Annotated in this window: 9 protein-coding genes; 3 read left to right on the top strand and 6 right to left on the bottom strand. The window is 59.4% G+C overall.

Going from position 1 to position 16,173, the window contains the following annotated elements; all coding sequences use genetic code 11:
- The first annotated feature begins 1 nt into the window (after position 1).
- On the top strand, positions 2-670 hold the full coding sequence (locus AC4D14_RS10150; RefSeq protein WP_490901953.1) for a ScyD/ScyE family protein: 669 nt from the start codon (positions 2-4) through the stop codon (positions 668-670).
- A gap of 47 nt (positions 671-717) precedes the next feature.
- Here AC4D14_RS10150 and AC4D14_RS10145 read toward each other — a convergent pair whose 3' ends face one another.
- From AC4D14_RS10145 to AC4D14_RS10120, 6 genes are all read right to left on the bottom strand, one after another.
- Positions 718-1,458 carry a hypothetical protein gene (locus AC4D14_RS10145; protein ID WP_490901951.1) on the bottom strand — a complete coding sequence of 247 codons (741 nt, stop codon included), beginning with the start codon at positions 1,456-1,458 and terminating at the stop codon, positions 718-720.
- A gap of 323 nt (positions 1,459-1,781) precedes the next feature.
- On the bottom strand, positions 1,782-2,186 hold the full coding sequence (locus AC4D14_RS10140) for a very short patch repair endonuclease (protein WP_490902387.1): 405 nt from the start codon (positions 2,184-2,186) through the stop codon (positions 1,782-1,784).
- Between the two features lie 164 nt (positions 2,187-2,350).
- Entirely contained in the window at positions 2,351-3,754 is a 1,404-nt protein-coding gene (locus AC4D14_RS10135; protein WP_490902385.1) for a DNA cytosine methyltransferase, read from the bottom strand.
- 66 nt (positions 3,755-3,820) lie between these two features.
- A complete protein-coding gene (locus AC4D14_RS10130; RefSeq protein WP_490901949.1) occupies positions 3,821-7,912 on the bottom strand; it encodes an ATP-binding protein in 4,092 nt (1,363 codons plus the stop codon).
- Positions 7,913-9,317: 1,405 nt separating this feature from the next.
- Complete coding sequence (locus AC4D14_RS10125; protein ID WP_490901947.1) at positions 9,318-10,736, bottom strand: hypothetical protein; 1,419 nt, start codon at positions 10,734-10,736, stop codon at positions 9,318-9,320.
- Positions 10,733-13,207 (bottom strand): hypothetical protein, encoded by a 2,475-nt coding sequence (locus AC4D14_RS10120; protein ID WP_490901945.1) that lies wholly within the window; start codon positions 13,205-13,207, stop codon positions 10,733-10,735. The genes AC4D14_RS10125 and AC4D14_RS10120 overlap by 4 nt, the downstream gene beginning before the upstream one ends.
- Positions 13,208-14,434: 1,227 nt before the next feature.
- Between AC4D14_RS10120 and AC4D14_RS10115 the strand changes: the two genes are divergently transcribed.
- On the top strand, positions 14,435-15,361 hold the full coding sequence (locus AC4D14_RS10115; RefSeq protein WP_490901944.1) for a hypothetical protein: 927 nt from the start codon (positions 14,435-14,437) through the stop codon (positions 15,359-15,361).
- A gap of 91 nt (positions 15,362-15,452) precedes the next feature.
- On the top strand, positions 15,453-16,166 hold the full coding sequence (locus AC4D14_RS10110) for a hypothetical protein (RefSeq protein ID WP_490901942.1): 714 nt from the start codon (positions 15,453-15,455) through the stop codon (positions 16,164-16,166).
- Positions 16,167-16,173: the final 7 nt, after the last annotated feature.

Here is a 16,173-nt window from a genome sequence, read left to right as displayed (position 1 = left end):
ATTGCGCCGGCCATCCTCTCCGCTAACGACGCCGATCGCCCCTTGTGCGGGACCACACGGCGGTGAGGTGTGTCCGCATCCGTACGCGACGGCACTGGATCCCACCGGCCACCCACTGTACGTGGCGGACGCCGGTGCCAACGCGATCTTCATCGTCGACATGGCGACGGGGGCGGTTCGGTTCGTGTCGCTCATCGGGCCCGTTCCGACGGTTCTCTCGGCAGCGGATGCCGCCAAGTTCGGGTTGCCGGCCTGCACCATCGGAAAGACCTACCACTCCGAGACGGTGCCGACGGACATCGAGATCGGGAAGGACGGCTACCTGTACGTCTCGCCGCTTCCGGGCGTACCCGAGGGCGAGATGGCAGGGTCGGTCCTCAAGATCGACCCGATGACCGGTACCGGGGCGTCCGTGATCGTTGGCCTCCACACGCCGACCGGCCTGGCGTTCGATGACAAGGACAACCTCTTCATCGCCGAGCTGATGGCCAACCGCATCTCGGTGGTACCGGCCGGAACGACCGAGGCGGTACTGTTCACCCAGGCCGTGCTGCCGGCCGACATCGAGGTCGACGGTAACGGCCTCCTGGCGACGACGAACGTGCTGCCGACGCCGGATGCACCGCCGAACGGCATGCTGGTGAGGTACGGGTTGGTGTACGGCCGCTGAGGTTGGTGCAATGACGAAGCCGCGCCTTCTTTTTGAACGCCGTATGGCTATGAGTGCCAATCGATCGCAGTCAGGACCTGAGTACCCGTACGCCGGATGCTTGCGTCGACGCTGGAATCAGCTGCCGTGAATTGTTCGAGCTGTGATCGGACGGTGGACTCGATGCACTCCCAGGAGATCCAGCAGACGACGTCGTCGACGCGGGACAGGAGGTCGGCGACCGTGAGTCCAACATCACCCGCACGCTCGAGCACCGCCGGCAAGTGACGCTCTATAGCGTCAGTTACGGTGAGACGCCCCAGACCCTTCACCCTCACCGGGGGCTCGACCCCGAAGAGGAACAGCAACGGTGTGCGCCCCTTAGAGTTCGTGACTACCGCAAGAAATTCGCGGGCCAATTGCTCCTGCTGGAAGGCGCTGGATCGGATTCTCTTTGCTTCAACGAGCGCGAAAACATCCGGCGTGGTGATGAGCGCATCGGGTTGCACCACGAAGCGCGTTGGGACTGCTTGTCCGGGGTTTATCTGCAGATCGCCGGATAGCAGGGACATCTCAGCTGACTCTGCCTGCAGGGCGAGACGGGAGCGTGCGCCTGCAGCGCCACTGCTCGCCCGAATCACCTCACCGAAGAAGTGATCCCGAGGCAGAAGGTCAAGACCGCCGAGTACTTCCGCGGTGAGGACGTTCTCCATCCCGCGTCCGCCCATGCGGTACTTCACCGCCTTTTCCCACGAGATCTCCTCGAGGAGCCGCGCAATCATTGAGGACGGCAGAGCATCAGAATCCATGTCCTGATCCTGCCTCAATAACGTTCCAGATGAAGACGACGCGGCGGTCCAAGGCACCGCCGGTCGGTAGTTCCGTGTTCGCACTGACGGGGGGCGGTATGGTCTCGAATGCAGGTGTGCCATCGGGTTCTGCCGCTCGTGCGATACCTGCTCCCAACGAGGCGGATGACGACAGCTACTCCGGCCATGCGCGCCTCTGTCCTCTCGACTCCTAGATATTGCATGGGTCTCGTTGGCAGCGCTTCAGCACAAGCGCCCGATCAGCAGCGCCGCTTCCCTATCCAGTCAGGAGAGCCTTGGGAGAGAAGAGGGCGCGCATCCCACTAATCCGTGTCCTGTAGGTAGCGCTCCACTCGACCAACTAAGTTTTCATCGGCGGTTATTTCGCACTCCCACACATCCAAGTAGCTCCAACCTAGAGAGGAGAGCGCTGCCCTCTGGGACGCATCTCTCTCCTGATTCCGCTCCCGCTTACTCAACCAAAAATCACGGTTCGACTTGGGCAGCCGCGCTCCTACCGGACAGCTGTGGCCATGCCAAAAACACCCGTTAACGAAAATGACCTTTCGCCTCCCGGGAAATACGAGATCCGGACGCCCAGGAAGTCTCCGGTCATGAAGCCGGTATCTATATCCGGCGCCGTGGAGCTTGCGGCGAAGCCAAATCTCTGGCTTCGTGTCCTTCGAACGAATCTTTGACATGTGAGCGCTGCGCTGCTCAGGTGTCATGAAGTCCGCCATTGCCCCATCGTACGTCCGTCAAACACAGGAACCCCTTTGAAGGAGTGCGGGGCAACCATTGCCTCCTGGCGATCTCCGGGCCGATTCCAGATCGACGCGCGTCTCGCACACGGAGGAGCGGTTCACTCCACGGCTGCAAGCGCCGAGGAAAATCAGGCCGAGGACCGGTGAGTGTCAATTAGTTGCACCAAAAGCTTGCCCACAGCATACGACTGCCACGGCGAAACCGCGTTTCCGACTTGCGTATATTGTGGCACCTCAACCCGGCGGCGGTGCGACCCGGTGGTTTCCTTACCAAGAAACTCGAAGGAGTCAGGGAATCCCTGAAAGCGTGCAAGCTCCCTTACTGTGAAGATGCGCGGCTCGGTTGGGTGGACGTAGTCATCCGGCAGAGTGACCACCGTTCGAGTGGGTTGGTCCGCGTCTAGAACCTTCTGGCTATGTTTCTTGGTAACCAGCTCGACTGCGAGCTCGACCAGTTCGTCAAGGGACCGAATGGTCCTCGTGGCCGGGGGGCGGGCAGAAGAGACAAGGTCTACCGGAAGGTCGATACCTGCGAGGCTGCGCTTCGCCAGGGCTTTTTGGCCCTCGAGGTCCAAAGCGCTCATTCGGCTGAGAAGCCGTTGATCCACCCCGTTGCGGGACATCAAGGTGTACAACGAGAATCGAGTGACGACGGCGTCACTGTGAACCCGTGGTGTCTGATTCGGCAGTTCGCGACCGGAACGACCCGGTTTCGGCCGTACGGCCTCTTCCGCTTCTGTCAGCCGCGCGAGATAGTCTCGGTTTCTTCCCCGGTGCAGTCCGTCCCAACCCGCCAGATCCGATATCGCGTCCCTAATGCTGAAGAATTCGGTCGAGCGTGTCGTTGGGACGGGAGCCAGCGGTGGCACATCACCCACCAAATCCTCGAAGTTCGATTTCCAGATTCCAGGGGTTGCTTCGACACCCAGCTTTGCGGCTATCTCCTGCCTCAACGCGATTAACATCAGTCGAGGGCGAAATTGCGGCGCGCCGTAGTGTACGGCGTTTACTTGGACGGCCTGTACAACGTAGCCAGAGCCGATCGTGGAAAGAGCAGTCCGCAATTGAGCGAACGAGGATTCCTCGCCCTTCACGAAACTCTGGCTCATCCCGACGACGTTTTCGATTACTACGGCCTTGGGACTGGTCTCCTCCACGAATGAGAGGTATTCCCAGGCTAGTCGGTTGCGCAGGTCGTCCTTCCTGCGTCGCCCTGCAAGGGAGAAGCCCTGACATGGCGGACCGCCGACTACTGCGTCAATTTCTTCCTGCCTGATCTTCGCCATGAGACTCTGATCAGAAAGCACATCCGCGAGCTCGCTGACTAGGACCTTCCCCTCGTACTGGCGACGGCGGCTTTGCTGGAGGTACTCGTGCCACACCCGCGAATCTGCAGCCTCGCCCACGTAGTTGTGGTAGAAAGTGCGGGCAGCCATGTCGGACTTCTCCACCGCTGCCACTAGGGTTCCGCCGGCTCGCTCCATGCCCAGCGATAGGCCACCACAACCTGCAAACAGGTCAACGAACTTCATCACCAACACATTCTGCCAGGGGCAGCCGACCATTTCCAGGCGACGCACTCCGTCGTCCCCTCAGACCTAGTTCCCATAGAGTTCGTAGTACGGCACGACCCGAACAAACCGGCCTTCATCGAATCCAAGGGACTTGAAGAAAACTTCATGCTGGCGTAGTTCGGTGATACGCCGCGGCACATCGTGGGAAAGGTCCGGCAGCCCGAGGTTCGCCAGCTCCCTACCCGTCACCGAAGGCACCTTATGGATGAACCATGTGCGTAGCGGCTGCCCGTAGTTCTCCCTTCCTTCCCTGAAGTGCGAGAGGTACTGGGACGCCAGCATTACTCCATATCCAAACTGTCGCCCCTGGAGCATCAGGTCCATAAGGACTGGGAAGTCATACCGCATGATGTTGACGGCCTCATCCACCAAGAGGAACGATTTCAGATAGCGCAGTTGCGGATCCGTCCCTTGGAAGGGAGGCTTGCCCGAACGAAGCATGTTGTCGTAGTAAAGGTTCAGGAACAAAGCGACGAGGGCATTCTTGGCGCTTTGGTCCTGACCGAGGTGATCAAGCGCGACAACGAGCACGTTGCCGTCAAGCAACTCACCGAAGGGTTTCAAGACAGTCCGGTCATCACTGAAGATGTGGCTCAGCACGAAGCTATCCAAGATGGAAGAAACAGAGTCAGGGTTTGCCGACTTTTCCATGTATTTGATGCGCACCTCCGCCAAAGTGGGCGGACGGTTGTCGTTTTGCTCGTAGAGTTCTCGGATCGACTCGTTCAGGAGGCTTGCCTGCACTGGGCCGACGCCCCTGTAGATCTTTTTGAGGACGTCGACGAATGCTGCCGCTTGTTGGTAGGGAAGCCTTGAGTGGTCTGAGGTGACCGGCATGAAGACGTTGACAGGAATCTCGTGGGGGCGGAGCACGACCCCTCCCGCACGCTGCAAGAATTCGTCCCTCTGGAAGTCACCCTTGTAATCAAAGATCAGCATCGAAGTCGATTCGCTCGGCTGCTTTTCCACAGCCTGGCTCCGTATCTGCGCGATGAGGGCCTTGACGAGCTCGGTCTTGCCCGTGCCTAGATCACCGACGATGCCGACGTTCATTTGGTTGAGTTTCGTGTTGCTCGGCCAGAAGTCTACGGTCGAGCGTCCGATGCTACCGAGCAAGCTGCCTACCCTTAGGCGGACACCTTCCCCTGCAATACCGGGCTCGGGTGCCGGCTCGGGCTCGGGTGCAGGGTCAGGCTCGGGTGCAGGGTCAGGCGTGGGTGCAGGGTCAGGCTCGGGCACAGGGGCAGGCTCGGGCACAGGGGCAGGCTCGGGCTCGGGGGAAAATGGTTCATTCATTTCCTTGCCAACTGCATCGACCAACGCGCACCAGCCCGCCACGAGATCAGTGTTTTCGTCACTTTCGATAGCGTCGAACACGAGCGCGGTATCGGAGATGAGGGCTTTGGCTGTGAATCCGTCAGCCTCAACCTCCCCGGAGTAGAAGCCTTCACCATCGTTAGTGCGCGCACCGTGTTGCAGGTATGTGAGAAGTGGCTTCCCTACGCGAACCTTCATGCGCCCCTCCGCCAGAGCCGACAGGCGTCCAGCAACCACATCCGGGCCGTCTGGTCCCGAGCGCGGGCTCAAGCGTGCGGCAGTCTCGACCAGGGTGGCTAGGCTGTTCATCCAGAGCACACGGTCAGCATCCTGGATATTGCCCGCCCGCGCCTCAATCCGCTTCAGCAACTCGTAACTTGCTCCGAGCTGCTCAAGGGGTTCCCTCAGCGCAGAGGAGCCGGGAGCGGGTAGGTTCGACCCGTTTGTATCACCCTGAAGCCCATAGCACTTGATCTCCACAGGTGACAGAAGCACCTGCTCATCGTCCAGCTCGATGAACAGGAGGTCCGCGCGTCGCTGGTGCTGGCCGTGGTCTGCCTGCTTCGATAACGTGCGAAGGAAGTAATCTGCGGCGTCTATCGGGACGACGAACCGGTTCGTCGTCCCCGAGACCGCCTTATCGAACAGGGCGAAGGTTAGGAAGAACCCGAGGGCACCGGCAACGTGTGTGCCGCCCATAGACAGCAGAGATGACAGTCCCACCCCACGGCTTCCGAGGCTCGACATTACCGACCTCTTGAGTGTGGCCGGCGCTTGTTCGCCCCTTCGAGCCTTGGTCAGGAGTGCCTCCAGCTGGTGACCGAAACTATCGGGAACCTTGGCGATTGCGACGAAGGGACGCCGCTCCATGAAGGGAACATCAAGGGATCGTTCGAATACCGGTGGGCGCCACTCCCACAACATGCGACCCCCGTCCCCATGCTCGTCCATCAGTTCCGACATGATCGCCGGGCTGAGGAACGATTCTCCGAGCACAGTCCAATCGGCCGTCACGTCGGCGAGGTCTCGACGCATCATGCCAGCTTCCACCGTGGGGGCCGATCCGTCCGATTCGAGAGCTTCGAGGGCGCCGGTGAAGGGGGCCCAGCCCATGTCCCTGGGAACGGCAGGTTGGCTCATGCTGAGGCGTCTGGCATTCAGCTTGTTCGCGCCACTCTCAAAACGTCGAAGGGGCACGTAACCCAGCACGCCATTCGATTGGCCTCCGCGGCCAACGCGGATCGTCGAACCCGAGTCCTGAAGGAAACGGATATTGCACCCGATCCTGGCGTTGTCGGCCGGAGAGTAGCGCGACCACGTCAGGAGCATGTCGTGATTGTCGCGAACGAGGCGCGTGACAGCGTCGCGTGGAGCAGGACCATCCCGCTTGACTGAGTCGAGGACCCTCACGCCACCCATTAGCCGACCAGTCTTGGACTCTCCCCATTCCTCTGCAACGGCAAGGACGGAATCATCGATCTCACTAAGCCGGATCTGACGGTCCTGAGCGTGCAGATCAACAGTGAGGGTTGTAATGTGCGGATGCATCTTCCGGAACGAACGGAGCGCCGCGTCCACGGCTGTTGCGTTGAGCCCACTTACAGCGGCGCCCGGAGCCAGTGCGTTTCCAATGCTGTCAGGCGGGGCGAGACGTTTTGGCCTATCAGTTCCAGGCCGAAGCAACATCGACCATCCCAAGAAAATTTGCCCCTCGCCGGAGTCTGCCGGCACGGCGAGCATTCCACCGGAGTTTGACTCTCCCGGCCCAACAAGCGGGAGGTTCCAGCCTTCGATCGAACCCGCCAGCTGGACCGAATCTTCGGCCGAGTACAGGACATGCTCGGCACCAGCGAGCCATGCGAGCCGCAATGGATGGAGCGGGCTCAGTAGCACGGCCTGGCATCCATCATCTCCTTCAACGTCCCAGACACTGACCGACATAGGGTAGGCCGCCCAGAAAATGTTCTCATCGCGTCCGGTTGCGCGGGCCGCAACCACGAGGGCTTCGTACGCCTCCAAGTATTCCGTTAGAGATGAGGCGTCCCAGAGTGAACGCCAGGACGTCCGGGACGGCCATTCAAAACTCGCCTCTTCAGCATTCGGGTCCTGCCGGGCAAGGAGCGTACCCAGGTTCAGCCCCCGAAGAGCGGTCCTGAACCGTTCCGCTTCAGGACCCCAGATGAAGCCTGTGTCGGCATCGAAGTAGCTGACCGAGCGCAGGGCACTTCGTGATCTGGCAGGCATCAAGACGGCGCCTCCGTCTTGGGGAACGGACTCCGCAATCCGCACGGATTGATTGCTCGGCATCATGACGTGGCCGAGGGCATCAAAGATGGATTCGCTGTCTGCAACCAGCCAATTGCTGTAGAACGCTTCTGCCTGACCCCTTATTGAAGATTCCGTGTGAGGCTTAGGCCTGTCCGGCGTCACCTGTTGCTTCACTGCGGCGGCAAGGAGGGCAGAGTGATAGCCCCCGCCTGCCGCAGTCGGTCGCAACCGAAAGGTGTAATGGTCGGCCACGAACTCGTTGTTCCCGCTTGGGGCGAATCGCAGAGGGAAAAGTTCCGTAAGGACCGGATGGGACTTCATCACGACACCGTCCAGAAGGGGTTCACCCTCTCCGTCTGGGTGCCAGAGCATTATCTGGTAACCACTGGGAACATGCGCCAATTCTTCTGCGAAATCATGTTCGCGGTCGGAGTCGGTAAGGGCCGCAGCCCAGTCCTCGGCCCCCAAGTACTTGACCTTTCCAAGGGCCCCCGACTTCCTGAAGGGAGCCGCCGCCAAAAAGGTATGCATGGATGGAAACAAGTGCGCGCGCGTCGTTATATTTGGACGAATTGACGGTGCGAGTACGTCTCCAGCTGCGAAGGAGACAGTCAACGAAACTAGCCGGAAAGGAGCGGAACTACGGCCCGTTCCCCGTGGCTTCGTAAACCGTCCAACCGCAACTAGGCCCCCGTCGTCCGCGATTTCAATGTGACCGGACCAACTGCCAGCGGTCGCGGGCATAACCCGGACAGACAAGTGGGAAGCCCCTGCGTCTTGCGGCTCGATGGGCCGTAGGGTCGGAATTCTAATCTCGAGTAGCTCGGACTGAAGTTGGCGACCCCCAGCGGTGCCGTCGGAGGACATCGGGATCAGGAATGGACTCTCAGGAAGGGACGGATCAAGGGCGAGCGAACCTCCATTCCGAAGACGTACATCGAGGGTCGAACGACTTCCGTCATCCCGGGCCGGACTCCGAAATTGTGCTTCAGTGAGCTGGGCGTAACGCTCGATATTCTGCGGGGTCGCCCCAACAACCCCAGCCAGGCCTAGCCAAGGGTCACCTTCGCGAGCGACGGCTTCATCAAGCCCCTCCACGGCGAATGATTGGACGGGGTGGTCGCCATGAGACTCAACCTCCGGTCGGGAAGCGAGTTGGCGGGCACTCATCCTGAATGTATCCTCGTCAGCCCACGACTCCAGGAGTGCACCCGTCAACGAGCCTGCAGCCGATTCAAGTGCAGCGAAGGATCTCTTGTCACCGCGCGCGGGTACAGGAAGTGCGAAGCAGGCGTATGCGTATCTCTCCAAGGCCTCGAAGAAATCTAGGCTGGATCCAGCCGATTGGAGGTGCGTGAGCATCCGTTCAATATTGTCGAGCGCTGAATCAACATGGGCGAACCACACCGCGTTCCAACCGCGCCCCGTATCCGCTGACCGAGAATGAATCGTCGATAGGGCCTGCAGGCAGGAGAAGATGATAGCCGAGCATTGGTTTCTCTGGACTTCGGCCAGAGCCTGAATTCCAAATTCATCGATGAAGGCCCCAACTATTCGATCCGCGAGCCGTGAAAGAGCCACAGGCCCCTCTGCCTGTTCCGGGAAGCTTTGGCCGAATGCCTCCCGGAATACCTGAACAAACGATGACAAGTCAGGCTGACGCCCATAAACGACCGCGAGATGGTCACCCTGTCGATATTGAATAGTCCGTTGTGGGCTGACTCGAGGACAAGACGGATCCCCAAGCGATTCGGGACCGGCAGCTACCAGAAGGGCGAACGGTGGAGTTTGAGTGCGGACAGTGTTAGCTGAACGAACGATGCTCTCCGCAGTCTCTAGCCCCACCCCTTCCGGTAGATGGATGTGGATCAGGCCATTGGTCGAGGCGAGGGCCTGTCCTAGGACTTTACCCAACGAGATGTTCGTCATTCTTCTCCTAGAAAGCACTTTCAACGATGACGGCGTGGTCAGCATCTGCGCTGCCTCTCGCCATTCCTGCACGCTCGAGCAGCGAGACAAGATCGCCTAACTCCGGGCGCATTCCCAGTTTCGTGAGGTCGCGCAGAACCGCCCCCACATTGCACTGGGTCTTGGGTTCACCGCAGGTGAGGCTAGCAACGACCGCAATCCACTCCGTGCCAGGATCTATGACGACATACCTTCTGCCTCTGGTCTTGAGGATGCCGTAGTAATCAGTGAAGGGACCGCTGGATTCCCTCACTTGCAGCCCATATTTGACGGTTTCCCAGACGAGTTTGCCTGCTTCCTTCTTGTCGGCCATCTCAGCTGCCAATGATGAACGGAAGTCGCTTGACGCGGCAGTTCTCAAGAAGTCCATGGCGTCCTGATCGGCGTCAACTTCGTTCAGTCGTTCCTTCAGGACCTTGCGAATCCGCTCGCCTCGAGCGATACGCCACTTGATGGTCGAACCTACATCCCGAACGGAGATGGAGGACCTACTAGACTGCCAGGGCAGGGGGGCTCTGACCGTCGCCCTCAACTCCTCAAAAGTATCGGGCACGGAATCTTGCACAATCGCTTGCCCAAGAGCTTCATACCAGGCGTACTCCCAGAGGAACCCCATTCCAGTTGCGAGGCGAAGCACCGTAGTGGCCCAATCAACCCATACTCGCGCCGGCAGTGCCTCAACCCATGCTTCTGATGTCAACGCAGTCCACGATTCGGCGAACCATTCGAAGGGTGTATCGGGGTAATATCCGCACCATTCGAGGCTTTCCTCAGCGACCGGGATCGACGAGCGCCGGGTGCTCCGTCCTTCAAAGACGGCCTCCATCATGGACGCATCGACGGCCGCGAGGAATGGGTCCAATCTGAGTCTCTGATCTGCAGCACGCAGCCAAAGTTCGGTTGCGGAGGCCTGAGGCCCTCCGACGCCGTGCCCTACAGCGAATAGGCTTTCAATGATCGAGCCAAAGTCCGGTGGTCCCTTTTTCACCAGGACACCTCGGGGGTTCTGCATAAGCGCCAAGGCCGGCGTCATGGGACTAGCCGGTTGGTTGCCAGTCTTCTCGATACGGATACCCATGACACTTGACGCTGCAGCTTCACCTAGGAGCAGGTCCGAGGCCTCGGTACTCAAGCCCCTATTTTTGAGTCCGCGTCCTAGTGCAGCAGCGGAGTCCCCTTCTGGCATCGTCCGCCGAAGGGATAGGTAAGGAGTTTCCTTCGGTTCCGCCTTATACATCAAACCTGTGGGCTTCGTCGCATCAGCATCGGCCGCATACTCATAGGCGCGCCATGCCAATGCTGAAAGTAGTGCCTCGGGAACTGAAAAGTACTCGGGCCGGTTGAACGGGAGGAGTAGGTGTTTGGCTTTGGGCCCGGTGTTGGTCATGGCTTTTTGGTGTTCTGCTGGGTGATCTGCATTTCCCGGTCACCGTCAGCGAGGCAAAATTCTGCGCCATCCAGAAGACGGGATGACAGCCTTAAAGCTCGGATTCTTTCTAAGCGAGGGGCCGTGACATCGATCAAGTCCGTTACTCCTATGTGGTCATCGACGCAAGCGAGCGCCTCGCGGATCAATGGAAAGTCCAGAGACACTTTGCTCAAGGTGGTCCCGTCCTTACCAACCACGAGAAGCACCTGCTCGCCTTGGCCTTCTCTGTCGGTCGACAGCTCCAAATCCTTCACCCGAAGCGCTAGTTTTGGCGCGCTCGCCCGGCCAGTGATCGGCTCCGTCCGGCTGTCGAACAGTGGGAGTAGGGACGAAGAATTCGGTTCCAATGGATCCCGCTTCGGCTGAATAAGAGTCCGAAGCCGAGACTTCAGGGAATCTGGGAGATGGGGGGCTTGGGTCCAGGTCTGAACCAGCACGCCGATCTCCCGCCGGAAGGCACAAATTCCATATGAGACGGCATACAGGCGCGTGAGGTATGACCCGTACCAGACGGTTGCGTCCAACCTATCGGAGTCCTTCAGGGCGGATGATTGGATTAGATCGATGAATGCCTTATCTACCCGTCGATCAAAATCCGTGGTTGCGTCGACAAAGGGGCTTCCCTCCGGCTCCAATTCCAGCAGGCTCCCGAGGGGAGTCCCCTCGGAGGAATGAACGCCAAACGCGTCCGAGATTCGGGTCGCCCAGCCTCTGTCGACCGCACTCGGTTCGGACCCGGGCACTGCATCTCGTACTGGGTCGATCGGAACGAGGAGCTTGAGGACCGGATCTCGTAGAGCGCCTACGGACGCAGTCGACCGTACAGAAACTCCGAAAATCCCCTGGCTGAACCTCAGGGCCGCAAGTTTCTTCATCGCTTCGAAGTCTTCTGTCGTTCCCCACCCTGTTGGTTGATTCGACAGGATGTAGCGACCGAGTTTCTCACGGGGCATATGGGACGGTGCATCGCCTACCAATGCGCGCGTTAGGAATCCCCAAAGCTCCCTATAAGTCATGCGAGTCGCTGACGCTAACTCGGCGCTGCGAGCTACAGTCAGCAAGCCCGACCGCACCGCCTGTGAACGCAACGATTCAATGTTGGCTGCGAGAGGATCGGCCATACCATCCGTATCAAGTTCCTTTGGCGCGTTCGCCCTCCTCTCGACCACTTCAAGGATCTTGACCAGTAGATCCGCAGCTGGTGCACGGTTCTCATCTAAACCGATGCGTTCCAACAACGGGGTAATCCTGTATGAGTCGGCCGTAGCCCGCGAATCAGCACCAATCCTAACGGCAGGCTGCTCTTCAAAAAGTGAGCTTTCGTCGACAAAAACGGCAACGACGTCGGCTACGTGGCGGCCGGAGTGGGTGAGCTGTGCAGATCGAATGAAGTCATGCCCCGACATATCGGCTAGGCGCCACGCCACTTCAAGTTCGTCCACCGACGAGGGGTCAAACAACCATCTGACGATGACATCACCGGCCCCCACATCGGAGAAACTCCGTCGGCGGGATTCGCTCATTTCTTCCACCAGGATGCCGCGGTTCACACATGCCATGAGGTGTCGTGGGTGTTCCCCGATCTGGGCTTTCGGACTTATTGCGATGGCGTTGATATCAGATACAAGGGGCGCCTTCTCCGAAGGCTCCAAATTGATAGTGGCGTCATTCACGACGACGACGTCCGCGTTCACGCCAGTGTATTCATAGACTCGATGGGCCAAACCCGGTTCCGGAGCATTCACGGACCGCAATCCCTGCACTACTTGTGCGGTGGCGTGGGACTTCCCTGCTCCAGGCCCACCAACCAAAAACAGGAATCGCGGTGGAGCGCCAGTTGAGATGCCGTCCCGCAGCCAGTTGCAAGCCTCTGCTACGCCCGCCGGGCGAAGGGTGGACGGCCAGACAGAATCGACTGGATGGTCGGGACGCGCGGCGACATCTGTCCCGCCTGTCGCTCGATCCCACAGATTCGCCAACCCCTCCCACAAGCCTTCCGTTCCGGTGGAGGAATCATTGAGGTTCGGCATGAGGCCTCCTTTGTCAACGGCGTCGCTTCTCTTCGACGCCGGCACTGTCTCGGTTTGCTCGAGAACCGCGCGGTTATCGTCCGTCTCGCTGTCGAGCCGCACCATGTCCCGCGCATTGTGCCTAGCGAGTTCGAGCACGGCAGTTCGAAGGGATGATTGCACGTGGCTTCGGGGCTTATAGCCCTTGACGTACTGCAATCCCGCTTCCCAGAGAACATGACTGATATTGCAGAACTTGAACTCGATAGACCCTTTACTGCGTCCGGTGAGAGATTGTACGTACCGATTGTATGCGGTCTTCGAATAGGCTTCGGCCTGCGTTTCCTGTTCGAGCATCCCGAAATAAGCCGAAACGAGCACGTCTGTCTCAGCCTTGTTCCAACCTTTGAGTTCCCCCACAGAGACAACATACATGCATTAGATAGGCGCTACGGGCACGAAGCGAGTCGACACGAATGATTCCCCCCCCACCCACCAGCGCAGGCCGAGTGTGACACATGATTCGTTCCTGTGTGGCGGTTGAGACAAGTCGTCCTACGTTGCCGGCGCACTTGTCTCCCTTTATGGCGGGGGCAAGGCTCTCCGTAGCGCCCCGACAGGTGATGAGCATCTTAGCGACTCGTGATTCGTAAAGATTGCTCTTGGTACCTGACGGTGCTCCCTTAATTTTTCCATTCGTCGGCAAGGCCTTTAGAAGCGGCGCTTTGGGTAAGGGTAATTGCAATCAGCCTCTGGCCCTGTCTCGGATAGGACGCGCCCGAGCCACAAATGTCGGTGATGCTAGGTAATCTTTCCCCATACGTAGATTTGTATGAACGGGGACGAATGAGCGCGCTCACCGAAGAGCAACAAGCGGCACTTAGAGAATTCAAGTACAACGTGTTGAACGTCCCGTTGGTTGAAAGTAAGCGAGTATCTCTCCCGAGACAGCCTGAACCTCAACGAACTGCTACTCATTTCCGAGGCACTCCGGATCAGAGCCGGCGCAGGGCCCCGATCCGAGCGGTTACGCTGGGCACTTTCGCCCACGAGACAGGGCTGAAGATTGAGGACTTGATCCGAGCAGCGCGTCGATCGGGGATCCGCTTGAAGTCCAAGCCCAGTCAAACACGCCTGTTTCCGGAGGAGGTTGACCGCCTACGGCGCCTGGTAGATCGTCCCCCGAAACTTCAACCCCTGACCCGCATCACCTACAGGCCGGACCCTGAGGGCCACATCACGCTGGAGGATTATGACCGGATCGAGCGGGAGTTCAGGTCCCACCTCGTAGCCCTCGGTTTCCTACCCGCACGCCATCAGCTGAAGCGACTCCCAAATCGTTCATGGGCCGAAATTGTGCGTCATCACCGGCGCTTGGAGGCGCTTCAAGCCGAAGGAGATCGCACCGCAGCGGCGGCACAGAAGCGTGCTGGATTGCGGGCTGCTCCTCCGCTACGTCCCGAGGCCTTGCCAACCCCAAGTGCAACAGTTCGGCCACCGACACCAAAAGCTCCCGCCCGAACCGTTTTGAACCCGGTGGCAGTTCAGATAAGACGAGAGCTGGACGCTCGTCGGCATCAGAGAGAAATTGATCCTGAGGCGAAGCCGGGGCCGGGCGGCATCAAGATAGCTGTGCCGATAGACCCAGTGTCCACAACCCTGAGTATCGGGCAACCTGTGCTGGAGGACTTGCGACTAACACTCGAAAGCTTCGCTCCTAAGGACCACCCTGCCCTTTTTAAAGCCTTGGACACCGCACTGGAACTGGACGAGCGAATCGTTCGATCTATGCCAAGCGGCACCGACCTCACGAAACTGACCGATGCCGCCCTCCGGAATCTGCTGAGCCTTGTCTGCCGCGGAAAGTTCGGATTGTTCGCGTACCACGACGTGAGCAACACCTTGCGCGCCGCAACGCGCAGGAATTGCAAACGTGCCACGCCGGCCGGCCTGACGGGTGCCTTGCAGAATCTGCGTCCGATGCACACCGGAATGCTTACGGACATGGGTAAGGGCCGCTTCATCTTCTGGCAGGTGGAGGACTACGGTACACATTTGGCGGTGGTGAGTTTCGCGGGCATGTCCGACTGGATCTCAGGCATGAGCCAGGGTAAATACGTGCCCCTCCGTGGCCGTGTAATCACGGTGGAGCGGCGGGTGGACCTGAGTGAACTGGACATCGAGACCGCCCAGTTCATGGCTGAAGCGGCGTTGAAGCTGCGCAAGGGCATCCATATTCGCCGGACGTTGTCAGGACCATCGGAACCGCGAGGCCGCGGGTCCGCCGACCGATCCTTGTCCCGCGCAGACCGCACCATGGTCTACAAACCACACAGTGAATGGCTCATTCCCGTCGTCATCAGCAACGGCTTCGCGACCGCGGGCCTCCGAGAGGGATTCTTTTCGAATTACGGCGGGAGAAGCGCTCACGAGGTCCGAGAATTCTACCGTCGTGCCCCTGGCAGTTCATGGAATGACCCAAAGACCGTCCTGGTGAGCGCGCATACGCGGGGAGGGTATGAAGTCGGCGATATTGGCAACATGCCGACTGTGACGATCATGCGGGAGAAGTGACCTCTTTGAATCTCACGCAAGCCGGCGCTGACTGCTCGGGGTGCTTGCGAGGCGGATCTGGCACGGACGGTGAAGTCAATGAACCGATGCCGTGAACGGAATTGCGCGATCTCTAAAGAACGCACATGGAGAACACTTTGAGAAAACCATCAATCACATCTCACGGAAGGAACAAATCGTGACTCAAACGATCCGGGCGCTCCTGGCGGCCGCCGAGCTAGAACCTGCAGGCTGTGTGCCGTGGGGACAACGCATCCCGGAGCAAGGCCCCGGCGTCTACGTCGTCTCCTTTGCTGCCGACCCGGACACCTCAACCTCGTCTAAGCCAGAGCCTTCTCTGTCTGCCGGGGCACTAGCGCGGTTGACAGCGGTCCGTCCGGAGATCGGTTTGCACCATCGGCCTGTGACCGGTCCGGAGCTAGGCCAGAGAGTGGCGAAATTCTGGCTCCCAGAGGAGCACATTGTGTATGTCGGCCTCGCCGGCACATCCCTTCGGAACAGAGTGAGTCAGTACTACCGAACACCTATCGGGGCGCGGAAACCTCACGCGGGCGGATGGTGGCTCAAGGTCCTCGCCAATCTCGATAAGGCTTTTGTGCATTTCTCCCCAACCACAGAACCCGCACGTGCCGAAACTCTGATGCTCAGAGCGTTTTCGAAGCGGGTGGACCTTGCAGGGTCACCCGAGCTGCCGGACCGGGAGTCCATCATGCCCTTCGCCAATCTTCGAGGTTGGGACAACCGGATCAAGCAGCACGGCATTTCGGGAGCCACAGGAGAATTGCCGTCAACGGTGGCTCTCTAGTCCCTAG

Source organism: Arthrobacter sp. TJ-254 (assembly GCF_058269175.1).
The sequence above is the reverse complement of the archived record's forward strand: the minus strand, read 5'-3'. Positions and strand labels throughout refer to the sequence as shown.

Coding starts and splice junctions, on each gene's coding strand:
- AC4D14_RS10145 (WP_490901951.1), bottom strand. CDS start 1,458: ATGGATTCTGATGCTCTGCCGTCCTCAATGATTGCGCGGCTCCTCGAG.
- AC4D14_RS10140 (WP_490902387.1), bottom strand. CDS start 2,186: ATGACACCTGAGCAGCGCAGCGCTCACATGTCAAAGATTCGTTCGAAG.
- AC4D14_RS10135 (WP_490902385.1), bottom strand. CDS start 3,754: ATGAAGTTCGTTGACCTGTTTGCAGGTTGTGGTGGCCTATCGCTGGGC.
- AC4D14_RS10130 (WP_490901949.1), bottom strand. CDS start 7,912: ATGCATACCTTTTTGGCGGCGGCTCCCTTCAGGAAGTCGGGGGCCCTT.
- AC4D14_RS10125 (WP_490901947.1), bottom strand. CDS start 10,736: ATGACCAACACCGGGCCCAAAGCCAAACACCTACTCCTCCCGTTCAAC.